Origin of the sequence: Pseudomonas putida (assembly GCA_029953615.1) — a bacterium.
Taxonomy (GTDB): Bacteria; Pseudomonadota; Gammaproteobacteria; order Pseudomonadales; family Pseudomonadaceae; genus Aquipseudomonas.
The window spans coordinates 5458891-5481148 of the sequence record CP124529.1 but is presented as its reverse complement, the minus strand read 5'-3'; the positions used below and the strand labels follow the sequence as shown (position 1 = coordinate 5481148).

The 22258-nt window shown below is 61.8% G+C and carries 21 protein-coding genes and 2 pseudogenes; 7 read left to right on the top strand and 16 right to left on the bottom strand.

All coding sequences use genetic code 11. The features are described 5' to 3' along the window. Window positions 1-65: 65 nt before the first annotated feature. The 8 genes and pseudogenes from QIY50_25230 to QIY50_25195 form a co-directional block, all read right to left on the bottom strand. Window positions 66-624 (bottom strand): annotated as a pseudogene (locus QIY50_25230) (TetR/AcrR family transcriptional regulator). 178 nt (window positions 625-802) lie between these two features. Further along, the gene (locus QIY50_25225; GenBank protein ID WGV20520.1) at window positions 803-1207 is read right to left on the bottom strand and encodes a phosphate ABC transporter substrate-binding protein; all 405 of its coding nucleotides are present in this window, start codon (window positions 1205-1207) and stop codon (window positions 803-805) included. A gap of 10 nt (window positions 1208-1217) precedes the next feature. Next, window positions 1218-2324, bottom strand: coding sequence for a porin (locus tag QIY50_25220; GenBank protein WGV23118.1), 1107 nt, complete (start codon window positions 2322-2324; stop codon window positions 1218-1220). An 83-nt stretch (window positions 2325-2407) separates the two neighbouring features. Continuing rightward, window positions 2408-4027, bottom strand: coding sequence for a methyl-accepting chemotaxis protein (locus QIY50_25215; protein ID WGV20519.1), 1620 nt, complete (start codon window positions 4025-4027; stop codon window positions 2408-2410). Window positions 4028-4613: 586 nt separating this feature from the next. Then, complete coding sequence (locus tag QIY50_25210; GenBank protein ID WGV20518.1) at window positions 4614-5288, bottom strand: TetR/AcrR family transcriptional regulator; 675 nt, start codon at window positions 5286-5288, stop codon at window positions 4614-4616. Window positions 5289-5401: 113 nt separating this feature from the next. Then, window positions 5402-5611 (bottom strand): annotated as a pseudogene (locus tag QIY50_25205) (hypothetical protein). A 262-nt stretch (window positions 5612-5873) separates the two neighbouring features. Further along, the gene (locus QIY50_25200) at window positions 5874-6080 is read right to left on the bottom strand and encodes a hypothetical protein (GenBank protein WGV20517.1); all 207 of its coding nucleotides are present in this window, start codon (window positions 6078-6080) and stop codon (window positions 5874-5876) included. A gap of 14 nt (window positions 6081-6094) precedes the next feature. Beyond that, window positions 6095-6304: a hypothetical protein gene (locus tag QIY50_25195; GenBank protein ID WGV20516.1), complete on the bottom strand. Its 210-nt coding sequence runs from the start codon at window positions 6302-6304 to the stop codon at window positions 6095-6097. 250 nt (window positions 6305-6554) lie between these two features. Here QIY50_25195 and QIY50_25190 point away from each other — a divergent pair, with 250 nt between their 5' ends. Continuing rightward, a complete protein-coding gene (locus QIY50_25190) occupies window positions 6555-6923 on the top strand; it encodes a DNA binding protein (protein WGV20515.1) in 369 nt (122 codons plus the stop codon). Between the two features lie 584 nt (window positions 6924-7507). On the opposite strand, the gene QIY50_25185 is transcribed toward QIY50_25190, so the two are convergent. Beyond that, complete coding sequence (locus QIY50_25185) at window positions 7508-7876, bottom strand: Mor transcription activator family protein (GenBank protein WGV20514.1); 369 nt, start codon at window positions 7874-7876, stop codon at window positions 7508-7510. Window positions 7877-8127: 251 nt separating this feature from the next. Further along, window positions 8128-8586: a hypothetical protein gene (locus QIY50_25180; GenBank protein WGV20513.1), complete on the bottom strand. Its 459-nt coding sequence runs from the start codon at window positions 8584-8586 to the stop codon at window positions 8128-8130. 148 nt (window positions 8587-8734) lie between these two features. On the opposite strand from QIY50_25180, the gene QIY50_25175 reads away from it, so the two are divergent. Beyond that, window positions 8735-8923 carry a hypothetical protein gene (locus QIY50_25175; GenBank protein WGV20512.1) on the top strand — a complete coding sequence of 63 codons (189 nt, stop codon included), beginning with the start codon at window positions 8735-8737 and terminating at the stop codon, window positions 8921-8923. A gap of 36 nt (window positions 8924-8959) precedes the next feature. Here the strand turns inward: QIY50_25175 and QIY50_25170 are convergent, their stop codons facing one another. After that, window positions 8960-9334 (bottom strand): fe2+ zn2+ uptake regulation protein, encoded by a 375-nt coding sequence (locus QIY50_25170; GenBank protein WGV20511.1) that lies wholly within the window; start codon window positions 9332-9334, stop codon window positions 8960-8962. A gap of 216 nt (window positions 9335-9550) precedes the next feature. Between QIY50_25170 and QIY50_25165 the strand changes: the two genes are divergently transcribed. Further along, entirely contained in the window at window positions 9551-11842 is a 2292-nt protein-coding gene (locus QIY50_25165; GenBank protein WGV23117.1) for an acylase, read from the top strand. A 111-nt stretch (window positions 11843-11953) separates the two neighbouring features. Here the strand turns inward: QIY50_25165 and QIY50_25160 are convergent, their stop codons facing one another. Continuing rightward, window positions 11954-12676 (bottom strand): UDP-2,3-diacylglucosamine diphosphatase, encoded by a 723-nt coding sequence (locus QIY50_25160; protein WGV20510.1) that lies wholly within the window; start codon window positions 12674-12676, stop codon window positions 11954-11956. Next, entirely contained in the window at window positions 12673-13173 is a 501-nt protein-coding gene (locus QIY50_25155; protein ID WGV20509.1) for a peptidylprolyl isomerase, read from the bottom strand. Before QIY50_25155 ends, QIY50_25160 begins: the two co-directional genes overlap by 4 nt. 248 nt (window positions 13174-13421) lie before the next feature. Between QIY50_25155 and QIY50_25150 the strand changes: the two genes are divergently transcribed. Together QIY50_25150 and cysS are read left to right on the top strand one after the other, a co-directional pair. Further along, window positions 13422-15125, top strand: coding sequence for a glutamine--tRNA ligase/YqeY domain fusion protein (locus tag QIY50_25150; GenBank protein WGV20508.1), 1704 nt, complete (start codon window positions 13422-13424; stop codon window positions 15123-15125). A 9-nt stretch (window positions 15126-15134) separates the two neighbouring features. Then, complete coding sequence (cysS, locus tag QIY50_25145; GenBank protein ID WGV20507.1) at window positions 15135-16517, top strand: cysteine--tRNA ligase; 1383 nt, start codon at window positions 15135-15137, stop codon at window positions 16515-16517. Between the two features lie 135 nt (window positions 16518-16652). On the opposite strand, the gene QIY50_25140 is transcribed toward cysS, so the two are convergent. The 3 genes from QIY50_25140 to csiR all read right to left on the bottom strand — a co-directional run bounded on the left by QIY50_25140 (window position 16653) and on the right by csiR (window position 19607). Continuing rightward, window positions 16653-18044 carry a HAMP domain-containing sensor histidine kinase gene (locus tag QIY50_25140; protein WGV20506.1) on the bottom strand — a complete coding sequence of 464 codons (1392 nt, stop codon included), beginning with the start codon at window positions 18042-18044 and terminating at the stop codon, window positions 16653-16655. Continuing rightward, window positions 18022-18702: a response regulator transcription factor gene (locus tag QIY50_25135; protein ID WGV20505.1), complete on the bottom strand. Its 681-nt coding sequence runs from the start codon at window positions 18700-18702 to the stop codon at window positions 18022-18024. Before QIY50_25135 ends, QIY50_25140 begins: the two co-directional genes overlap by 23 nt. A 209-nt stretch (window positions 18703-18911) precedes the next feature. Continuing rightward, on the bottom strand, window positions 18912-19607 hold the full coding sequence (gene csiR, locus QIY50_25130) for a DNA-binding transcriptional regulator CsiR (protein WGV20504.1): 696 nt from the start codon (window positions 19605-19607) through the stop codon (window positions 18912-18914). A 195-nt stretch (window positions 19608-19802) separates the two neighbouring features. Between csiR and glaH the strand changes: the two genes are divergently transcribed. Together glaH and lhgO are read left to right on the top strand one after the other, a co-directional pair. Then, window positions 19803-20780: a glutarate dioxygenase GlaH gene (gene glaH, locus QIY50_25125; protein WGV20503.1), complete on the top strand. Its 978-nt coding sequence runs from the start codon at window positions 19803-19805 to the stop codon at window positions 20778-20780. A gap of 114 nt (window positions 20781-20894) precedes the next feature. After that, on the top strand, window positions 20895-22145 hold the full coding sequence (gene lhgO / locus QIY50_25120) for an L-2-hydroxyglutarate oxidase (GenBank protein WGV20502.1): 1251 nt from the start codon (window positions 20895-20897) through the stop codon (window positions 22143-22145). Window positions 22146-22258 lie beyond the last annotated feature (113 nt).

Here is a 22258-nt window from a genome sequence, read left to right as displayed (position 1 = left end):
ATGTCCAGCCACTTCGCCCTAGGGATCGATGCCCTGGGGCTTTTTTTTTTGCGTGCGCAGTCAGGTCAGCGGGCGGGTGCCGCAGCGCCGTCGAGGAACATCAGTTCCAGCGTCTGCACGGACGTCGCGCTGGCCGCCCGCCCGCGTCGTTCGGCATCGACGATGCCCGTACACCATGCTCAGGAACATTTCGGTGAAGATCGCCGCGCTGATATCGATACGGAAAGCTCCCGCCTTCTGGCCGCGCAGGAAGAAGGCATCCAGGGCGTCGGCATAGGCCCGCCACGGACGGTTCGCTTCGCTGTCGTCGAACGAGTCCGGGCGGTACTGGAAGAGCAGGAAGATCATCATCTCGCGATGCTTGAGGTGCTCGACGATGAGACGATGCAGGGCTGCGGTCGGGTCGCCGCCGTGCAAGTCAGCGTTGCCGATGACCTGGGAGAGGATCTGGTCGCCATAGCGTTCCAGCATGTTCACCAGGTTGTCACGGGTGCCGCAGAAACGGTGCAGGGTCGCTTTGCTCACGCCCGCCGCCTCGGCCAGCTCCTTCAAGGTGGCTCGGGGGTGGACGACGATCGCGTCGGCCAGCGCTTTGAGCAAGCGCTCATCGGTAGGGAGGTGCATCAGAAGATTCCACACTGCATATCGTGCAGGCATTGTGAAGGAAAACGGCTCATAGGGCACCCATTTGAGTAAATAATGGCTCAACCAAGGCTTGCAGGTCGCAGCCGTGCGGGTCCTTGCTTGCGGGCACCAAGGCACCGCCTCCCTCGGCGTTCCAGGTCGAGGGAGGCGGCGAAGCTCAGGGCAGGGTGAAGAGCACTTTGACCTTGTCATTGACGGCCGAGGTGTCGACATAGCCGATGGCATTCGACTCGCTGCCCACTTTGGCAATCACTGCGGCGTCATCATCCACGCTCTGCAGTGGTTGCCCCTTGCCCGTGAACACCAGGCCTGACCAGTACGACTTGAGCTGAGATTCGTTCTTGTTGGTCAGCGCGCTGTAGAACCTTTCCTTGGTGGGGTTCCAGCCTTTCTGGTCGAGGCCCTTGAGGCTGGTGTTCTTGCCCAGGAATATGTTGGCCACCTCGGCCTGGGACGGTGCGGCGCTGGCGCTGGCATTCACGATCACGGCCACTTCGGCGCGGGCCAGGGTGCAGGCCGTGGCCAGGGCTGCGGCGAACACTGCGGTGATGAGTGGTTTCATGTGGCGCTCCTTAGAAGACGAAATCGACGCCGACGCTGACGATATCGCCGTCGTAGTTGCGCGAAGGAGTGCCGGCGGCACCGTTGCTAGCCGCGAAGACTGCCTGGTCGAAGGTCTCTTGGGCGTTCTGCACGAAGGTGCCGCGGTAGCCGTTGCCGCGCGTGTCCACCCGCTTGTACTCGCCCTTGAGCACCAGGTTCGGCGCCAGGTTGTAGTTCACGCCGTAGGTCCAGGAGCTCTGGCGGCCAGCGTCTTCGTCGAGCTGAGCGTAAGTGAGGTGGAGCAGCACGTCGCCAAAACGGCGCCCGCCCATGAGGTAGAAGGCATCGATGCTGCCTTGCTGGTCACCTTCGGTGTTGTTGCTGGTCCACTCGTTCGAAGAGACCCAGGTGCCATTGTCGTACTGGTAACCGATGGATGCGAAGCGGCCTTTCTTGCGGTTCAGGCTCAGGAAGTCGACACGCGTGGGCGCTCCCCCAGGGGCGACCACCGACGCACTGAGGTCCGTGTCGATGTCTGCTTCGGCATACCCGACGCGCAGCGTGCCGAAGTCGTAGGTTTCCAGGCTGACATTCGCCGCGAAGATTTTCTTGTAGTCGATGTCGTACAGGTCATCCATGGCGAACAGGTTGCGCTTGGCGGCTTGGCCGCCTGCCACCTGGAGCGTCACGGAGCCGATGCCGGTGGGCAGGGTGTAGAGGGCATCGGCGCCTTCGTAGTTGCTCAGTTGGACCTGGCTGTAGACCTCATCCGGCAGCCGCAACCAAGGGTGGGTGACGCCGACGTCGAGGGTTTCGGAGTACATGTAGATCGGCAGGCGCAGCCGGCCTGCGCGCAATGTCAGGCCTTCGGTCGCCTTCCAGGAGAGGTAGGCCCATTCCAGGTTGCCTTTCCAGGTGTCCTGTTCCGGCTTGAGGGTGCCCTGCACGGTCATCCCCAGCTTGTCGGTGAGCCCATATTGGAGTTGGCCGCCCAGCCGGGAGAGCTGGTCACCGCGCCAGGCGTCCGTGGTCTGCCCGCTGATGCCGAAGCTCCGTCCTTGACCCTCGCCTCCCAGGTGGGTGAGGCCGGCAGTGCCGAAGCCGTTGAATCGATAGTCTCCCTGGTCCAGGGCCATTGCCGGGGTGGTCGCGATAAGGCCTGCGATACCGAGTGCTCTAATGCCTTGCATGCTTCAACTGCTCTTGTGGTGGGTAAGGGTCAAATGCGGAACTGAGCGGTGGCGCTGCGAAGGTGGTTGCCCATACCGACCAATTGCTCACCGAGCCGTGCGGTGGCGTCGGCACCTTGCGTGGTGGCCTGGGTATCCTGTTGCAGCTTCTCGGTGTCTTGCTGGATCGAACGGGAAAGGCCGATCTGCTCGTTGGTGAAACGGGCGATGCCGGCGTTCAACTCATCGATCTGGCGAACGGTCTTGGTAATCGCCTCCAGGGTCTGCGTGGCATGTTCTGAGCGCTCGATGCTTGTCCTGGCCTTCTCGCCGTTCAGGTTCATTGCGTGCAAGACGCCGCTGGCGCTGCTTTGCAGGCGCTGGATGATGTCTTGGATCTGCGCGATGGAAGCGGCGGTTTTCTGGGCCAGGTTGCGCACTTCGTCGGCGACCACGGCGAAGCCTCGCCCTTGCTCACCGGCCCGTGCCGCCTCGATGGCGGCGTTCAGGGCGAGCAGGTTGGTCTGTTCGGCGATGCTCCGGATCACCGTCAGCACCGCGCCGACATGCTGGGTTTCTGCTTCCAGTTGTTCCATGGCCTGCACCGAGCCGAGCACGCTGTTGCCCAGGTCGCCGATGCTGGAGGACAGTATGTCGATGTTGTGCCTGGCTTCGTTCGCCTGGCGCGCCGCGGCGCTGGCTTGCTCGGAGGCCTGTCCGGAGCGCTGTGCCACTTCTTGAATGCTGTTGGTCATGGTGTCGATGTCACTGCTGATGGACTCGGTGCGCTCCTGCTGCGAGCGCGCGCTGTCCTCCGCGCCCTGGGTGAGCCGGTGCAGCTCGCGGGACATCTGCTCCAGGGGCGCGGCGGTTTCGATGACCTGGCGCAGGGTGCCTTGCAGGCTGTCCAGCAAGCCGTTGAACAGGCCGATCATTTCGCCGATTTCGTCCGAGGAGTCGACATGCACGCGGCGGGTCAGGTCGCCATCGCCGCTGGCAATGGTCCTGAGCGACGCGATGACGCCGCGGACATTGCCCATGACCTGACGAATCACCCAGGCCGCGCTGGCGCTGACCAACAGCAGCAGGCAAAAGCTGAGCAGGTAGCCGACATGCGTGGTGGTGGCGTTGTCGGCGCGGACCTGGGTCAAGCTGCTCAGGAAGTCGGCGTAGGCGTGGCTGCGAAACTGTTCGCCCAGCGCCTGGGCGTTCTTGAGGTCGCTGGCCATGCGGTCGAAATGGGGGCGCAAATCATCGAACGCGGCCCCGTCGAGCAGTTGGCCGGAGGAGGCGAGCGCGTTATCGGCGTAGCGCTTGATCGCCGCTGACCAGGCTTGAAGCTCCCGGTGTCGGTCGGCCCGTTCAGCGGTCAGCGGTTCCAGGTCGCGCAGCCGCGCATGGACGTCGGCCAGCACGTCGCTCGCTTCATCCAAGGTGTCCCGCTCGCCCGCTGCCACGGCGCTGTTGAGCAGGCCGGGCAGGCGGGAAAACTGGAAGATCACGTTGTCGGCAGCTTCCAGCGTTGGGTAGCGCTGCTTTTCGAGCGATACCAATCGGCTGTCGTTGTCGTCCAGTTGCACCGCGGTGTAGCCCACGAACAGCAACAGACCGAACAGGGCGATGGCGGGTGGCAGGAAGAGTTTCAAGGTGAGCGAGATTTTTTTGAACATGGGCTGTGCGGGCCTCGTCGGAACGAAGGGCAAATCGCAGGCAAGCAGGGCCGCAAAAGCCGGTGCGCTGTTGGCAGGGCCTGCTATCGCTACGCGTCGGACAAAGGGCTGTCCTTCGGAAGTTGGCGTTACGTGATCATGGCGCCCCTCCGTGCCCCGTTGCGAATTGGCCACCCGCTTGCGCGGAGGGTCAGGCCGAGGCCAGGTTGGGAGAGGTGGGGGAAGGTGAGGTCGTCCATTTCAGACAACCTGCGTCTTTGTGGAATAAGGAGCCGGCAGTTCTGGCATGCCTGCTCGGATCGCGACAGCGTCTTGGTGCTAAAGCCCATTTTCGCTCCTGCCACTTGGTTGTGTTTTATTTGTTATATCAAGTGTTTTGTAAAATACAGGAGTTTTGCTTACATGCAAGACGCAATGGCGCCAGAGCCTGCAAAAAAAGCAGGGCAGGCGCTATCGGGGCCTGGTGCTTGGGTTGGGTCGGCAAGGCGCGGGGCGACGGTTGCGCGACGACGGAAGGCGGCGAAGACCGAGCGGTTTGGTGGGGTGACGCCTTCCTGGGAAGGCGCCGGGTTTACCGGGAGGCGACTTAGGACTTGGCGGTTTTAGGGGGAGAAATCATGACAATGAAGGCGTCAATCAAGGCCTTCCCGCGCTCTGCGCTGACAGGCTCGGATTCGAAAGGCAGCATCATGAGCCAGCCATCACTGAACGCGGCAATGTGATCGGCCAACACATCGGCCGGCACATCTTCACGGACCTGGCCCTGGCGCTGGCCGGCCTCCAGCACCGAAGTGGCCACCTCGCGGAAGTTGGTATAGCGCTGCTTGATGACGCTGGCGAACGCGGGCTGGTGCCGGGCATGGGTGAGCAGTTGCAGCCATGCAAGCCAGTTGCCTGGCTCGTCAAGGCTGATCCATTGGTGCCACTGCTCAATGAGCGACTTGATGTCGACCTGATCGAGGTGGATGTCCAGCAGTGCGTCGACCTTGTCGAACAGGGTCTGCGCAACGGCACTGACCATTTCTTCCTTGTTGGCGAAGTAGTAGGTCACCGCGCCTGTGGTGCACCCGGCGTGCTGCGCCACCTTGCGCATGGTGGCACCGGCATAGCCTTCTTGCGCGATCACCGCGATCGCCGCCGCCAGCAACTCGGACCTTTTGGCGTCGCGATCGCCAACCGGGCGCCCACGACGGGCAATCGGTTCGGATTCGCATTCATTGGCCTTGGCGTTGGGAGCAGGGCGGGGATGTGCTTCAGGCATAGGGAGGCGATTTCATCGGACAACCAATAGAGCCGGCAGTTTGCCACAGCACAGCCGACGCGCGCGATGTCAGTGGGTGGCGAGGCTCGTGCTTTTTACCTACCAGCTTTGTGGGCCAAGTGAGCGACGATGAACTGCATTGCGACCTCTACGGTAGGGGCCGTCGCCGAGCGCCCGGTGATGCGCAGTTGAAGCCAGGCCGACCAATAGGCGAGGGCGCTCTGGTAACTGCGCACGGTATTAGCCGCCGTGCCCGGCGAAGACGCCTCGACCGAGGCGCCACTGCATCCACCGCCAGTGGAACTGAGACGGCAATCCTTAATATATTGTATTATTTGACACGTATACCGTATTGTTAATTAAGTTTAATGACGATTAGCTCGGATAAGATTTAATTGTCAGAACTAAAAGCCCTCTTCGAAAGCTGATGAGTTGGTGGGGCTGAGTATAAAAGCGCAGTTCTCCATCGCTGAAGGGGTAGGGGCGGAACCGGGGCAGGTCAGTGTTCGCTCGGTGGCGCACTGCTCATTTAGTGATGCGCTCAGGTGACGGATATACCCTCGAAAAGCGTGCTTGCTGGGCCCCTCAATGGCTCTTGCGGAAATGGCAGTCCAGAGCCCTGAGTTGATATTCGTTTACAGCTTGGAACTCTGCTTCCGCAATTTGAAGGAGACGTTCGATTTCTTCGGTAGGGCAGCCAGAAGCTTGAGCTTCGTGATATCGCTTTAATGCGTCCGTTGCCTGGGTATACATAGGGTGATCAGGATAAAGAAATGGTGATTTTTGCGTCATTTAATGGAAACACCCTAGTGAATGATCGGCAGTGGCTCGCCAGCTTTGACAAGCTGACTATCAATGACAGCTTGGTAAAGCGAATCCGTCAACAGTTTAAGACGCAGCACCTCATCCGCGGGCAAACCAGAAGGGTCAGCTTCATGGGCTTTAGGAATGGACTCCAGAGCTTGCCGTATCAGCGGCTCGCCTGTCCCGATTAGTCCAATGAATGTGTGCTTCATGACCATGACGCTCAGATCAGTTGGCCAGACATGAAATGATCAGCGCGAACATAGGGCGTATGCCAAGCCATCATGTGTCGCGCTGGACTCTTGTCGTAGCTACGGTATGGGTAACCCCATGGCCGGTAGGTTGGTTGACCTAATCGCCGTAGTGGCGGAATTCATCGGGCTATAAAGAAAATTTAAGTGGAATCCTTCCAGATGTGTTAAATGTAATCCATCAATATAATTTGGTAACGAGGAAGTACTTATGTCCCGCTTGGCAGAATTTCGTCAGCTTGAACAGAAATTGGCCGCTCAGTTAGCTGAGCTGGAAGAAATGAAAAGCTCCTCTGAGCTTCAGAGAGAAATTGCATTCGAGACCAAGCTTCGTGATCTGCTCGCCGAGTATGGCTGCAGCCTGCGCGATGTGATCAACATCTTGGATCCACAAGCCAGTCGTCGTGCTGTAGCTTCATCGGTCGATGAGAGAGCCCCGCGCCGGGCACGCAAGGTTAAGCAGTACAAAAACCCGCATAACGGCGAGATCATCGAGACCAAAGGGGGCAATCACAAGCTGCTTAAGGAATGGAAAGCAGAGTACGGGGCAGATGAGGTGGAGGGCTGGCTTACCCGATGAGCTCTTCTTCACGTCAGTGATGTGCAGCCAGAAGCCGTCCTGAGGGGCGGTTTCTTAGAGGAAAGGCCGCTGACATGGATTTTGATGCCCAAAGGTAATTGATATTGGTATGGCAGCCTTATTGTTAATCTGTAGGTTTTATGTGTAAATGCAGTACTCAATTCGGCAAAGATAATTATAAACTTCAGTATAGCCCTCGCTGGTGCCCAGGATCGTGCAAGGCGCTTGGTGTCCAAGTCCCAAAGCGGGATGGGTTAGCCACCGTTCGGCAGCCTCATGGCTTCCCAATACCCCGGTAGCTTTTTGGACGATCCAGTTACACCTAGTCAAGAAGGCGTGATGAGGAGTGGTCCAGCAGTGAGCCGAAAGCTGATCGGCGATTCCGTAAATGATTTTACCATTCATGGAGACGCTCCGAGGTGCGCATGAATACCTCAATACTATGAACTCGCTGAGCGCTGAGCGCCATCCCTTTATGTACTAGGATGAGAGTTAGTAACATCGGTTAGATCCTTGGTAGTAGGGGCGGTAAGTGAGACTTCATTTTATTTTTTTGTGAAAAAATTTTTGTTCAAGTTGAAAAACTACGCCTGGCGACGGATGTTGCCAATCTGGCGCAGGCTCAGGCCGTACTTGTCGGCCAACAGGCTGCGGGACAAGCCGTTGGCGCTTTCCTTCTGGATTTGCAGGTTGCGCAACTGACGCAGGAAGTGGTCAGCCTTGGGAATTTCCAGGGCCACACCGGCAAAGCGCTTGATCAGCGCGTCGAGCGCTTCGGCTGGCAACACATCGGCAAGCTTGGTGCGCTCGCGGTGCTTGGGGATGTACTTGGGCCTGCCGCCGTAGGCGCAGGTCAGCTGGTAGGCGTTTTCGATGCCGATGCAGTCGATCAGGGCCTGCAGCGAGTGGGGCAGTTGGCTGATATCGATGTGGCTCAAGTCTGGCAATTGCATATGGCGCTCCTTCGGGGCGGATGGGCTGTGCTACCCGATCACCAGCGGCGTTATGTCGAAGGTGTGACTGGATTTTCTGTGACAGCCGCGGCGCGTCGCTAGGCGGCATATGGGTTGGGGGTTGTAGCTTCAGCGAACAGTTTTTGCAGGCAGCGATATCGGGCGTTGTAGGACATGGCTTCAACATTTGGCTGCAGCGGGTGATTTCCCATGAGGTCTCGCCCTGTATTGCGTGTTGGGCCGGGTAACCCTCAATCGCACGGATAGCCGCTCAGAAGGCTGGCGCTGCGCAGGTAGGCTTGGGGTGTCTCGCGCATGCCGTGTGGCAGCGTGCGCCAGTCGACCAGCAGGCATAGCGCATGCAGCGGCTGCCCGTCGCGATGGCCGATGACCAGCCCGGCGAAGCTGCGGCGATACAGCGCCTGGGTCTGGTGCAGCGGGCGTGCCTGGTCGGCCCGGGCCAGGGTTTTCCTGGCCAGTTCGGGCAGTTGCGCCGGCGGTACGCTGAAATGCAGCGGAGCACCCTTGTCTTGCAGGTAACCTGCCTGGCGCACGCGCTGCCAGAGTTGTTGCCATTGGCTGGCGCCAGCGTGGGTAGCCAGTTCGCGGCCGAGTTCGAGCAGTTGCTCGGTCGGGACCTGGCGGGTGTCCAGTGCATGAAGGGAAAAGGGTGTCAGAAACAGCGAGGCGAACAGCAGGGGTTTGTACATGGAGCCTCCAGCATGAGTGGGAGCCCCATGCTTTCAGGCAGGCGCCGCCCCACCCAGCAGGAAATGCAGCGCCGGGGCTGGCTGGCCGTTGTATCATTGCCGCGGCTTGTTGCGAGCCATTTGCCCCTGATGTTGCAAGGAACCTTCGATGACACACGTGCAGCGCCTCAAATATTCCCTTCTGATCATCCTGGTGGTACTGGGCTTGATGCTGGGCCTGTCCCACCTGCAGAAGGAGGGCACGATCAGTGAGCAGACCTTCCAGATGCTGGCCATCGCCATCGCCGTGGTGGTCGTGGTGATCAACGGTATTCTGCGACGCAAGGTCAAGCCTTGAGCCTGGCGGGCCGGCCAGTCATGGCCGGCCATGCGCTCAGCGCAAAGGCGTTTGCTCCAGCACGGCGCGCGCCTGGGGGTTGAGGCTGTAGCATTTGTCGCTGCCCAGCTGGATGACGCCCTCGGCGCACAGCCGCTTGAGCACTTCGCGTACGCTGAGGAATGACAGGGGGATGTCCAGTTGTTCCAGCTGCGCGTGCACGCCGCGTACGCCAATGCTGCGGCCATTGCGGTCGGCGGCGTGCAAGGCATCGATGACTTTCAGGCGGATCAGGCTGGTGCGCAGGCCGAAGCTGCGCAGTAGCTCGCGGATCTGTTCGTTGCCGATGCGTTCGTCAGCCAAAACGCCCTGTCCATTGGGCGCGTTGCCTGGGACGCGCCCAGCCTGGCTCGAGGTATGCGGGTTGTACATGTGAATGCTCCTTTTCGTGGACGAACCCGAAATATGGGTGCCTCACTTACTAGGACGAATGAGAACGGAAAAACTGCAGCCCGATCGCAAAAAAAATGCCTGGTTCTGTTCAAGACGTTCCATTGGCTTGTAGTACGTAAAATTTTCATTTGGCCATTCGTCTGATCGGGATGACCCCGAATCCGAGGAGTGCCTGTGTTTCCACTTTCCCGTCCCATGACTTGCGCTGGCCTGGTCGCGGCCCTGGTAGCCGTCAGCTTCGCTGCAGTGCCGGCGCAGTCCGCCGCAGCCGATGCCAGTGCGCAAATTCGCCGAACCAGTTACGGGGTGCCGCACATCGTGGCCAAGGACGAACGTGGCCTGGGCTATGGCATCGGCTACGCCTACGCCCAGGACAACCTCTGCCTGTTGGCCAATGAAGTGCTGACCGTGAGCGGCGAGCGCTCACGCTACTTCGGTGCCAAGGGCAAAACCCTGGAGCAGCGTGACAACCTGGCCAGCGATGTGTTCTTCACCTGGCTCAACACGCCGGCGGCAGTCGATGCGTTCCTGCAGGCGCAGCCGGCGCCGGTAAAGGCGCTGCTGGCAGGCTATGCCAGCGGTTACAACCGTGCGCTGGCCGAGCGCCGCAGCCAGGGTTTGCCCGCCGAATGTGGCAGCGGCGAGTGGCTGCGGCCGATCAGCAGCGAAGACCTGGTCAAGCTGACCCGTCGGCTGCTGGCTGAAGGCGGTGTCGGGCAGTTCGTCGAAGCACTGGCGGGTGCGCAACCGCCAACACTGGCCAGCCAGCAAGCGTCTACAGGGTTCGCCACGGCGCTGGCCCGGCAGCAACGTTTTGCCGCGGAGCGCGGTAGCAATGCGGTGGCCGTCGGGGCGCAGCGTTCGGCCAATGGCCGCGGCCTGTTGCTGGCCAACCCGCACTTCCCGTGGATGGGCGGCATGCGCTTCTACCAGATGCAGCTGACCATTCCCGGCCAGCTCGATGTGATGGGGGCAGCATTGCCGGGCCTGCCAGTGGTCAATATCGGGTTCAACCAGCATCTGGCCTGGACGCACACCGTCGACACGTCGAAGCACTTCACCCTGTACCGCCTGCAGCTCGACCCCAAGGACCCGACCCGCTACCTGCTGGATGGCAAATCACTGCCGCTGACCCGGCAAACCGTCAGCGTTGCGGTCAGGGCCGAGGATGGCGGCCTGAGCCAGGTGCAGCGCCAGATCTACAGCTCGCAGTTCGGCCCGCTGGTGCAGTGGCCCGGGCGCCTGGACTGGGATGCACAGGCGGCCTACAGCCTGCGCGACGCCAACCTCGAGAACACCCGGGTGTTGCAGCAGTGGTACCAGATCAACCGTGCCGACAGCCTGGCGACGTTGAAAGGCTCGATCGAACAAGTGCAGGGCATTCCCTGGGTAAACACGCTGGCGGTGGACCAGGCTGGCAAGGCCTTGTACCTGAACCAGTCGGTGGTGCCTTATGTGGATCAGCAATTGCTGGATGCATGCAGCAACCCGCAGGCACAGGGGCGCCTGGTGGTACTGGATGGCTCACGCAGCGCGTGCCAGTGGAAGGTGGATGCGCAGGCCGCACAGCCGGGGATCTTCCCCGCACGGCTGCTGCCAAGTCTGGAGCGCGAAGACTTCGTGCAGAACTCCAACGACCCGGCCTGGATGGCCAACCCGGCGCAGCCGTTGACCGGTTATTCGCCGCTGGTCAGCCGCAGTGACCAGCCGCTGGGCATGCGTGGCCGCTTTGCCCTGCACCGCCTGCAGGGTAAGGCCCGGTTGGGTGCTGACGACCTGCAGCGCATGGTGACCGATGATGAGGTTTATCTGGCCAGCCTGGTACTGCCAGACCTGCTGCAATGGTGCAAGGGCGCCGATGCGGATGTGCGGGCCGTATGCAGCAGCCTGGCGACCTGGAATGGCAAGGCTGACCTGGAGAGCGGCATTGGCCTGGTGCATTTCCAGAACCTGTTCGATGCCTTGGCCGAGCACCCGGAAAGCTGGCGGGTGGCCTTTGACCCGGCCGATCCGCAGCATACCCCGCGTGGGTTGGCGGTCGAGCAAGCAGCCGTGCGCAAACTGCTGCACCAGGCCGCGCTGGCTTCGCTCAAGCAGGTGAGTGATAGCGGTATAACAGGGGAGGCGCGTTGGGGGCAGGTGCAACATGCGAGTAATGGCACGCCGGTGCCGGGTGGCCCGCAGGCATTGGGCGTATACAACGCGATCTACAGCGTGCCGCACGGGCAGGGCAAGCGGCTGGTGGTCAGTGGTACCAGCTACCTGCAACTGGTCAGCTTTACCGACAAGGGGCCAGAGGCCCGCGGGCTGCTGGCGTTTTCCCAGTCGAGTGAAGCGGCTTCGATCCACGCCGGTGACCAGACCAAGGCGTTCGCGGCCGGGCAACTGGCGGTGCTTCCGTTTACCGAGGCGCAGATCAAGGCAGACCCGGAGTACCGGGAAGTGGTGATCAGTGAAGGGGACAAGGGGGCGGTGGTTCAGCAGTAAGGCATGCTGGCCTCTTCGCGGGCTTGCCCGCTCCCACAGGTACCGCACCGCTTGTTGCCCGGGTGCAGTGCCTGTGGGCGGGCGAGCCCGCGAAGAAGGCGACTGGGCCGTTCAGGAAAACTCGAACGGCGCCAGTTGAAACCCTTGCTCGTCAACCTGCAATGCCCAGCCGCGGCGGTCCCAGTCGCCCAGCACGATACGCCGTGCCGGTTGCCCGTCCACCACCAGCTTGTGTATCGCCGGCCGATGGGTATGCCCATGCACCAACGTGCGCACACCATGCGCCGCCATCACCTTCGGCACTTCCTCCGGCGTGACATCGACAATCTCGGTGGACTTCATTCGCGTTTGCGTGCGGCTTTCGCTGCGTAGCTTGCGTGCCAGCTTGTAGCGGACCGACAGCGGCAGGTGCCGCAACACCCACAGGCTCAGCCGGTTGCGCAGCAGACGGCGCATTTTCATGTAGGCCAGGTCGCGGGTGCACAAGGTATCGCCATGCATCAGCAGCACCTGTTCACCGCCCAGTTCGATCACGCAGGGGTCGTGCAGCAACCTGCAGCCGGCAGCGTCGCAGAAGGCCTGGCCGATCAGGAAGTCACGGTTGCCATGCATCAGGTAGATGGCCGTGCCGCTGTCGCTCAGCCGACGCATGGCGTGGCAGACCGACTGCTGGAAGGGGGTCATGGCATCGTCGCCGATCCAGGCTTCGAAGAAGTCGCCAAGGATGTACAACGCCTGGGCGTGACGGGCGCGGCCATCGAGCAGATCAAGAAACGCCCGGGTAATGTCCGGGCGTTCTTCTTGCAGGTGCAGATCGGAGATCAGCAGGATCACTCAATGATCTCGGCTTTCTCGATGATGACGTCGTCTTTCGGCACGTCCTGGTGGCCAGCCTTGGAACCGGTGGCGACCTTTTCGATGGCGTCGACGATTTCACGGCCTTCGATCACTTCGCCGAATACCGCGTAGCCCCAGCCTTGCACGTTCTTGCCGCTGTGGTTGAGGAAGTCGTTGTCGGAGGAGTTGATGAAGAACTGCGCCGAGGCGGAGTGCGGCTCCATGGTACGTGCCATGGCGATGCTGTACTTCTTGTTTTTCAGACCGTTGTCGGCTTCGTTCTGGATGCTGGCGCGGGTTTTCTTCTGGCTCATGCCCGGCTCGAAGCCGCCGCCCTGGATCATGAAGCCCTTGATTACGCGGTGGAACACGGTGCCATTGTAGTGGCCGTCCTTGACGTACTGAACGAAGTTTTCGGTAGTCAGCGGCGCTTTCTCGGCGTCCAGTTGCAGGACGATGTCGCCGTGGTTGGTGCTCAGTTTGACTTTGGACATGCTGAAACTCGCTCTTTCAAGGCAATCGGGAATTAGGGTGCGCAGGGCGCGGGTTATCACCTGACGCAGGATCAGGCGATCGCGACACATGGCGCGCACTGGCCATTTTGCCAGGCTGCGGCAAAAAGCCGTGATAAATCACGCCAGTTTGTCCGGGCCCGGCTGTCAGCAGCTTGACTGCTTCGGCTATGATAGGCCCTTTGATTCAATCGGCCTACCCAGGCCGGACACGTGCATTCAAGGATCCTATGAGCAAGCCCACTGCCGACAACGCGCCCAACGCCGCTGCCAAAGGCGCCCCCGCTGTCCCTGCGAACTTCCTGCGGCCGATCATCCAGGCTGACCTGGACTCGGGCAAGCACAGCAGCATCGTCACCCGTTTCCCGCCGGAACCCAATGGTTACCTGCATATCGGTCACGCCAAGTCGATCTGCGTCAACTTCGGCCTGGCCAAGGAGTTCGGGGGCGTTTGCCACCTGCGTTTCGACGATACCAACCCGGCCAAGGAAGACCAGGAGTACATCGACGCCATCCAGAGCGATGTCAAGTGGCTGGGCTTCGACTGGGCCGGCGACGTGCGCTACGCCTCCGACTACTTCGACCAGCTGCACGACTGGGCGGTCGAGCTGATCAAGCGTGGCAAGGCCTACGTTTGCGACCTTACCCCTGAGCAAGCCAAGGAATATCGTGGCAACCTCAAGGAACCGGGCAAGAACAGCCCGTTCCGCGAGCGCAGCGTCGACGAAAACCTCGACCTGTTCGCCCGCATGAAGGCCGGCGAGTTCAAGGATGGCGAGCGCGTGCTGCGGGCCAAGATCGACATGGCCTCGCCGAACATGAACCTGCGCGACCCGATCCTGTACCGTATTCGCCATGCCCACCATCACCAGACCGGTGACAAGTGGTGCATCTACCCGAACTACGACTTTACCCATGGCCAGTCGGACGCCATCGAGGGCATCACCCACTCGATCTGCACCCTGGAGTTCGAAGGGCATCGTCCGCTGTACGACTGGTTCCTCGACAACCTGCCGGTGCCGGCACACCCGCGCCAGTACGAGTTCAGCCGCCTGAACCTGAACTACACCATCACGTCCAAGCGCAAGCTCAAGCAGCTGGTCGACGAAAAGCACGTTGAAGGCTGGGACGACCCACGCATGTCGACCCTGTCCGGTTTCCGTCGCCGCGGCTACACCCCGGCTTCGATCCGCAATTTCTGCGAAATGATCGGTACCAACCGTTCCGACGGCGTGGTCGACATGTCGATGCTCGAGTTCAGCATCCGTGACGACCTTGACCGCACCGCGCCGCGCGCCATGTGCGTGCTGCGCCCGCTGAAAGTGGTCATCACCAACTATCCGCAAGGCCAGGTCGAGCAGCTCGAACTGCCGCGCCACCCGAAGGAAGACATGGGCGTGCGCGTGCTGCCGTTCTCCCGTGAGCTGTACATCGATCGTGACGACTTCATGGAAGAGCCACCGAAGGGCTACAAGCGCCTGGAACCGGCCGGTGAAGTGCGCCTGCGCGGCAGCTACGTGATCCGCGCCGACGAGGCGATCAAGGATGCCGATGGCAACATCGTCGAGCTGCGCTGCTCGTACGACCCGGACACCCTGGGCAAGAACCCCGAAGGCCGCAAGGTCAAGGGCGTGATCCACTGGGTGCCGGCCGAGGGCAGCGTCGAGTGCGAAGTGCGCCTGTACGACCGCCTGTTCCGCTCGCCGAACCCGGAAAAGACCGAGGAGGGCGGCAGCTTCCTGGACAACATCAACCCCGGCTCGCTGCAAGTGCTCAGCGGCTGCCGTGCCGAGCCGTCGCTGGCACAGGCGCAGCCCGAGGACCGCTTCCAGTTCGAACGCGAAGGCTACTTCTGCGCCGACCTGAAAGACAGCCAGCCGGGTCGCCCGGTGTTCAACCGCACCGTCACCCTGCGTGACTCCTGGGGCAGCTGAGGAACCGCCGTGCTTACCATCTACAACACGCTGAGCAAAGCGAAGGAAGTCTTCAAGCCGCTGGATGGCAACAAGGTGCGCATGTACGTGTGCGGCATGACCGTATACGACTATTGCCACCTGGGCCATGGCCGCAGCATGGTGGCTTTCGACCTGGTCACCCGCTGGCTGCGCAAGAGCGGCTACGAGCTGACCTACGTGCGCAACATCACCGACATCGATGACAAGATCATCAACCGGGCCAACGAGAACGGCGAAAGCTTCGACGCCCTGACCGCCCGCATGATCGACGCGATGCACGAAGACGAGCGCCGCCTGAACATCCTGCCGCCGGACCAGGAGCCACGGGCCACCGACCATATTGCCGGCATGCACGCGATGATCCAGACCCTGATCGACAAGGGTTACGCCTACGCCCCCGGCAACGGCGACGTGTACTACCGCGTCGGCAAGTTCGTCGGCTACGGCAAGCTGTCGCGCAAGAAGATCGAAGACCTGCGCATCGGTGCCCGTATAGAGGTTGACGAAGCCAAGCAGGACCCGCTGGACTTCGTGCTGTGGAAGGGCGTCAAGCCGGGCGAGCCGAGTTGGGAATCGCCATGGGGCCCGGGGCGTCCGGGCTGGCACATCGAATGCTCGGTGATGTCCACCTGCTGCCTGGGTGAGAGCTTTGACATCCACGGCGGCGGCAGCGATCTGGAGTTCCCGCACCACGAGAACGAGATTGCCCAGAGCGAGGCGGCCACCGGCAAGCAGTACGCCAATGCCTGGATGCACTGCGGCATGATCCGAATCAATGGCGAGAAGATGTCCAAGTCGTTGAACAACTTCTTCACCATCCGCGACGTGCTCGAGAAGTACCACCCGGAAGTGGTGCGCTACCTGCTGGTGGCCAGCCACTACCGCAGCGCGATCAACTACTCGGAAGACAGCCTGCGCGATGCCAAGGGCGCACTGGAGCGCTTCTACCACGCTTTGCGTGGCTTGCCACGGGTGGCGGCGAAGGGCGGCGAAGAATTTGTCGAGCGCTTCAGCGTGGCGATGAACGACGACTTCGGCACCCCCGAAGCCTGCGCCGTGCTGTTCGACCTGGTGCGCGAGATCAACCGCCTGCGCGACAGCGACCTGGACGCGGCTGCCGGCCTGGCCGGTCGCCTGCGCGAGCTGGGTGATGTGCTGGGTGTGCTGCAGCTGGAAGCCGATGACTTCCTGCGTGCCGGTGCCGAAGGCAAGGTGAATGCCGCTGAGGTCGAAGGCTTGATCCAGGCGCGCCTGCAGGCGCGTGCGGACAAGAACTGGGCCGAGTCCGACCGCATTCGCGACCAGCTGACTGCCATGGGTGTGGTGCTGGAAGACGGCAAGGGCGGGACTACCTGGCGTCTGGCCGACTGATCGGTTTCAAGGGGGCTGCTCTGCAGCCCGTCGCGACACAAGGCCGCTCCTACAGGATCAGCGCCGCATTCAATGCTTGCGCGATCCTTGTAGGAGCGGCCTTGTGTCGCGATGGGCCGCAAAGCGGCCCCGCTTTTATTTAGCCAACCCGGCCAACGGGCAGTGCAACACCAATCTGGCCCCACCCAGCTCGCTTTCCCCCACCTCCAGCCCGAACCCGTGCAGGTCGACGATCGCCGCAACGATCGACAACCCCAGCCCGAACCCCGCATGGCGATGGCCTTCATCGCTACGGTAGAAGCGCTTCAGCACTGCCGCCCGTTCCTCTTCAGGAATACCCGGTCCGCTGTCCTCGATGGCCAGCTGCAGGCCCTTGTCATCCTGCGTGGCAGTAATCCGTACCAGCCCACCCTCGGGCGTGAACTTGATGCCGTTACCCACCAGGTTGGCCAGCGCCTCGAACAGCAGCTCGCGGTCACCGTGCAATGCCGGCAGCTCATCCGGTTGCCGCAGTTCCAGGCGGATGCCGCCATCTTCGGCCAAGGGCAGGTAGAAGTCGTGCAACTCCACCAGCAGTTCGTGCGGGTCAAGCTGGACGAAGCCGGCCCGCCGCTGGCGGTCTTCCAGTTCGCTGATGCGCAACAAACCGCGAAAACGCGCCATCAGCGTGTCGGTTTCGCCGATAGCCTGGTCCAGCGCCTCGGCCTGGGTGGAGTCCACCTCACTTTGCTGGCGAATGCGGTACAGCTGGGCGCGCAGGCGGGTGAGCGGGGTGCGCAGGTCGTGGGCGATGTTGTCGCACACGCCCTTTACCTCGTGCATCAGCCGCTCGATGCGATCGAGCATGGCGTTGACGATGGCCGCCAGCATATCCAGCTCATCACGGCGGGCTGACAACGGCAGGCGGTGGGTAAGGTCGCCGGCGACGATCAGTTCGGCCTGGGCCTGGATCGCGCGGATGCGCTTGAGCGGCCGGCGCCTTAACAGGTACCAGCCGGCAAAGCCCGGGATCAGGGTCAGCGAGATGCCCCAGAGCAGGGCATGCAGGATGATGCGGGTGACCACGAACAGCGAGCCGTTGTCGCGCACCAGCACCAGCCAGCGGCCATCCTGCACCTTGATCGCTACCGCGTCGCAGCTGTCGCGTGGCATGTGCGGGTCGTCGGCGTCCAGGCAGCGTTTGAGTTCGTGAACCTTGCCGTCCAGCCCCAGCTCTGGCGGGACGGCGCGAATGCGCCCGCCAATCGGGTTGAGCTGGCTGTCGAACAGGCCATAGGCGTCGAAGCTGCGTTCTTCGAAGGCCTGGCTGGCGACCAGGGCGTCGTCCAGCTGTTTACCGCTCATGTGTGCGAACAGGTGCTGGCGTTGCAGCATGGAATGGCGGGTGAGCTTGTTCAGGTAGCTGGACACCTCGAAGTACAGCACCCCCATGAGGATGCTGCTCCAGGCCACGAACAGAAAGCTGTACAGCGCAAGCAGGCGGCTGGTCGAGGAGCTCCAGCCTTTAGACGGGTTCAGCAATGGCATAGCCGGAGCCCCGTACCGTACGGATCAGCGGCTGCTGGCCGGGTGAGTCGATTTTCTTGCGCAGGCGGCCGATGTGCACGTCTATCAAGTTTGTGCCCGGGTCGAAGTGGTAGCCCCAGACTTCCTCGAAAATCATCATCCGCGTGATCACCTGACCGCTATGGCGCATCAGGTACTCCAGCAACTTGTACTCGGTGGGCAGCAGATTGAGGGTCTGCTCGCCACGGCGGGCCTCGTGGCTGATCAGGTCCAGTTGCAGGTCGGCAACCTGCAGGCGGGTCTGGGTCATGGGCACGCTGTTGCGGCGTAGCAGTACTTCGACTCGCGCGGCCATCTCGTCGGAGGCGAACGGTTTGGTCAGGTAGTCGTCACCCCCGGCACGCAGGCCGCGTACCCGCTCGTCGACGTCGGAGAGGGCGCTGATCATCAGAATCGGCGTGGCGATCTTGAGGCTGCGCAGGGTGGTAACGATGGTCAGCCCGTCGACCTCGGGCAGCATGCGGTCCAGGGTGATCAGGTCGTAGCCGCCGGCAATGGCCTTGGCCAGGCCTTCACGGCCATTATCGGCCCAATCCACCTCCAGGCCGTGGCTGGTAAGTTCGGCGACGATTTCCTGGCCGGTGACGGCGTCGTCTTCGATGGTCAGTACGCGAGGCATGCTGGTTCCTGGGCATCTAATGGAGACTTGATTGTGCCAAAGAATAGCCAAACGGCGATTTAAGAAAAATTCATCTAGGGTGTTTGCCGTCAGGGCCCCATCGCCGGCAAGCCAGCTCCCACAGAGATCCCATGGGCCCTGAGGGCAGCGCAGTACCTGTGGGAGCTGGCTTGCCGGCGATAGGGCCCTTACAGGTACAAGGCTACCTCTCAGCGTGTGCCAATCCCCTCGGCATGCATGATCTGCGCAATGATCGGCACTGGAGTCATCAGGTGCGAACGCATCATGGCACTGGCGCGCTTGGCGTCGCGGGCCAGGATCACTTCCACCAGTGCCGCATGCTCCTGGCGCTTGAGCTCCAGGGCCTGTTCGGAAAACACCGTCTGGGTCAACCACAGGTGCCGGTAGCGCTCGGCCTGGTCGAACAGGTAGGTGCGCGCCTGCAGCAGGTGCTTGGAGCCGCAGCCCGATGCAATCGCCGTATGGAACGCCTTGTGCCGCTCGTCCCAGACATCCAGGCGCTGCTCGCGGGTCTTGACTTCCACCACCTTGGCCAAGGTATGCGAGTGGGCCAGTACCGACGCCTCCCAGGCGTCGTCGCCACGCTCGATGGCCAGGGTGATGATCATTGCCTCCAGGTTGGCACGGGCATCGTAGATGTCGTTCATCTCGTCCAGCGACATGGGCGCCACGCGGTAGCCTTTCTGGCTGATCGCATTGACCAGGTGCTCGGCCACCAGCTGCGAAAGTGCTTCCCGCAGTGGGCCCACGCCCAGGTCGTAGCGTTCCTTAAGGGTGCTCATCAACAGCTTTTCTCCGGGCTTGAAGACGCCGCGGATGATGTCCTTCTTGAGCCTCTCATACCCGCTGAATGCTGAGTTTTGTCGGGGGGCGAGCGCTTCCAAGGTCCTGTTCCTCAAACCGTTTTGCCGATCATACCGAAAGCGTTCGCTGGCGAAAAACAATGGACAAACATGTGTTTTGTCGCTGAATAATAAAAATGTAGACATTTTGTGTTTGTGGCGATATTTTTACCTCGCCCGCACTGATCCAGGTCATGACCGGACGGCGCCACCCACCTTTTTTGCCAGGAAACTGCCATGAACGCTTTTACGCAGATCGACGAACTTGTGATGCCGCTGCCGCTCGAACCGCGTGGTTACACCATCGCTCCCTCGAAACAGTCGCCACGCCTGCTTGAGATCACCTTTGCCCGTGAAACGGTCGAAGCGTTCGTCCAGGCCGTTGCCCAGTGGCCGGTGCAGGCGCTGGAATACAAGTCGTTCCTGCGTTTCCGTGTTGGCGAGATCCTCGACGAGCTGTGCCAGGGCACCCTGCGCCCGGTGCTGCTCAACACCATCCTCAACCGCGCCAGCGGCGGCATGCTGATCACCCCGGTCGGCCTGGATGACGTGAGCCAGGCCGAGGACATGGTCAAGTTCACCACCGCCTGCGCACACCTGATCGGGCGCTCCAACTACGATGCCATGAGCGGTCAGTTCTATGCCCGCTTCGTAGTGGTCAACAGCGACAACTCCGACAGCTACCTGCGCCAGCCGCACCGGGTCATGGAGCTGCACAACGACGGCACCTTCGTCAACCAGATCACCGACTACGTGCTGATGCTGAAAATCGACGAAAAGAACATGGAAGGCGGCAACTCGCTGCTGCTGCACCTCGACGACTGGGAGCAGTGCGACGAATTCTTCCGTCACCCGCTGGCCCGTCGCGAAATGCGCTGGACCGCACCGCCGAGCAAGAAAGTGTCCGAGGATGTGTTCCACTCGGTGTTCGACACCGATGCCGAAGGCCGCCCGACCATGCGCTACATTGATCAGTTCGTGCAGCCGGAAAATTACGAGGAGGGCATCTGGCTGAACGCCTTGTCCGAATCGCTGGAGGGCAGCGCGAAGAAGCTTTCGGTACCGGTGGGCGTGGGTAGCTTCCTGCTGATCAACAACCTGTTCTGGCTGCATGGCCGCGACCGCTTCACGCCGCACGAAGGCCTGCGCCGCGAGCTGATGCGCCAGCGCGGCTACGTAGCCTTCCCCAAGCCGCTGTACCAGCGCGGGCAATAATGACAGGGCGCGGGGCGGGCGCCCGCCCACGCGTCTTTGCACAAAACGATGCCACCAGGGCCCGCGCGGGCCTTGGTGAGCCAGTCAGGCAATGCCTGCGTGTGAGGTAAGGCTGTGTACGATTTCATCATCATTGGCGGTGGCATTGTGGGCATGTCCACGGCCATGCACCTGATCAAGGTCTACCCGGATGCGAAGATTCTCCTGCTGGAGAAAGAGTCCGGCCCGGCCCGCCACCAGACCGGCCACAACAGCGGCGTGATCCACGCCGGCGTGTACTACACCCCCGGCAGCCTCAAGGCGCGCTTCTGCCTGGAAGGCAACAAGGCCACCAAGGCCTTCTGCACCCGGCACGGGATCCGCTTCGATGAGTGCGGCAAGCTGCTGGTGGCCACCAACGACCTTGAAATGCAGCGCATGAAGGCGCTGTGGGAGCGCACCGCGGCCAATGGCCTGGAGCGCTACTGGCTGTCGGCGGCCGAGCTGCGCGAGCGCGAGCCCAATATCGTTGGCATGGGTGGCATCTTCGTGCCCTCCAGCGGCATCGTCAATTATGCTGAAGTGACTGCGGCCATGGGGGCCGAGTTCCAGCGCGCCGGGGGTGAAATCCGCTATGGCGCCGAGGTGGTCGGCCTGCAGGAACTGGCCAGCGAAGTGATCGTACGCACGCAGGCTGACGAATTGCGCAGCCGTTTCCTGGTGACTTGCTCGGGCTTGATGGCCGACCGCGTGGTGAGCATGCTGGGCTTGCGTACCGAGTTCGTCATCTGCCCGTTCCGGGGCGAGTACTATTTGTTGCCCAAACAGCACAACCAGATTGTCAACCACCTGATCTACCCGATTCCCGACCCGTCCATGCCGTTCCTGGGGGTGCACCTGACGCGCATGATCGACGGCACCGTCACCGTCGGCCCCAACGCCGTGCTGGCGATGAAGCGCGAGGGCTACCGCAAGACCGACGTCAGCCCGGCCGACCTGTTCCAGACCCTGACCACCCCGGGCATCCTCAAGGTGCTGGCGAAGAACTTCCGCCCTGGCCTGATCGAGATGAAGAACTCGCTGTTCAAGGGTGGCTACCTCAAGCAGGTACAGAAGTACTGCCCGAGCATCACCAAGACCGACCTCACGCCATACCCGGCCGGCGTGCGTGCCCAGGCCGTGTCGCGTGACGGCAAGCTGATCGACGACTTCCTGTTCGTCAACACCGCGCGCAGCGTCAATGTGTGCAACGCACCATCGCCGGCCGCCACCTCCGCCATCCCGATCGGTGCCTACATCGTCGACAAGGTATGCGAGCAGGTCGGCCGGCAGGGCGGCAGTTTCCCCAAGGCCGACCTGGCGCCTCGTCAACGGGCTGGCGGCTGACCTGCCCGTAACACGTTCTGCGGTTTCGTTTTACTCAACCCGTACTGCCCTACTCACCATCTGGGGCAGGGCGGGCTTTTTCGCGCCTGCGTCGGTGACGTGCAAGCCGGCGG

What these genes read in the sequence shown, in the direction of transcription:
- QIY50_25140 (WGV20506.1), bottom strand. Translation starts at nt 18,044, where the DNA reads ATGCCATTGCTGAACCCGTCTAAAGGCTGGAGCTCCTCGACCAGCCGC.
- QIY50_25210 (WGV20518.1), bottom strand. Translation starts at nt 5,288, where the DNA reads ATGCCTGAAGCACATCCCCGCCCTGCTCCCAACGCCAAGGCCAATGAA.
- QIY50_25155 (WGV20509.1), bottom strand. Translation starts at nt 13,173, where the DNA reads ATGTCCAAAGTCAAACTGAGCACCAACCACGGCGACATCGTCCTGCAA.
- glaH (WGV20503.1), top strand. Translation starts at nt 19,803, where the DNA reads ATGAACGCTTTTACGCAGATCGACGAACTTGTGATGCCGCTGCCGCTC.
- QIY50_25180 (WGV20513.1), bottom strand. Translation starts at nt 8,586, where the DNA reads ATGTACAAACCCCTGCTGTTCGCCTCGCTGTTTCTGACACCCTTTTCC.
- QIY50_25215 (WGV20519.1), bottom strand. Translation starts at nt 4,027, where the DNA reads ATGTTCAAAAAAATCTCGCTCACCTTGAAACTCTTCCTGCCACCCGCC.
- QIY50_25195 (WGV20516.1), bottom strand. Translation starts at nt 6,304, where the DNA reads ATGAAGCACACATTCATTGGACTAATCGGGACAGGCGAGCCGCTGATA.
- QIY50_25165 (WGV23117.1), top strand. Translation starts at nt 9,551, where the DNA reads ATGACTTGCGCTGGCCTGGTCGCGGCCCTGGTAGCCGTCAGCTTCGCT.
- QIY50_25200 (WGV20517.1), bottom strand. Translation starts at nt 6,080, where the DNA reads ATGACGCAAAAATCACCATTTCTTTATCCTGATCACCCTATGTATACC.
- QIY50_25220 (WGV23118.1), bottom strand. Translation starts at nt 2,324, where the DNA reads ATGGCCCTGGACCAGGGAGACTATCGATTCAACGGCTTCGGCACTGCC.
- QIY50_25150 (WGV20508.1), top strand. Translation starts at nt 13,422, where the DNA reads ATGAGCAAGCCCACTGCCGACAACGCGCCCAACGCCGCTGCCAAAGGC.
- QIY50_25170 (WGV20511.1), bottom strand. Translation starts at nt 9,334, where the DNA reads ATGTACAACCCGCATACCTCGAGCCAGGCTGGGCGCGTCCCAGGCAAC.
- QIY50_25135 (WGV20505.1), bottom strand. Translation starts at nt 18,702, where the DNA reads ATGCCTCGCGTACTGACCATCGAAGACGACGCCGTCACCGGCCAGGAA.
- QIY50_25225 (WGV20520.1), bottom strand. Translation starts at nt 1,207, where the DNA reads ATGAAACCACTCATCACCGCAGTGTTCGCCGCAGCCCTGGCCACGGCC.
- QIY50_25190 (WGV20515.1), top strand. Translation starts at nt 6,555, where the DNA reads ATGTCCCGCTTGGCAGAATTTCGTCAGCTTGAACAGAAATTGGCCGCT.
- QIY50_25185 (WGV20514.1), bottom strand. Translation starts at nt 7,876, where the DNA reads ATGCAATTGCCAGACTTGAGCCACATCGATATCAGCCAACTGCCCCAC.
- QIY50_25175 (WGV20512.1), top strand. Translation starts at nt 8,735, where the DNA reads ATGACACACGTGCAGCGCCTCAAATATTCCCTTCTGATCATCCTGGTG.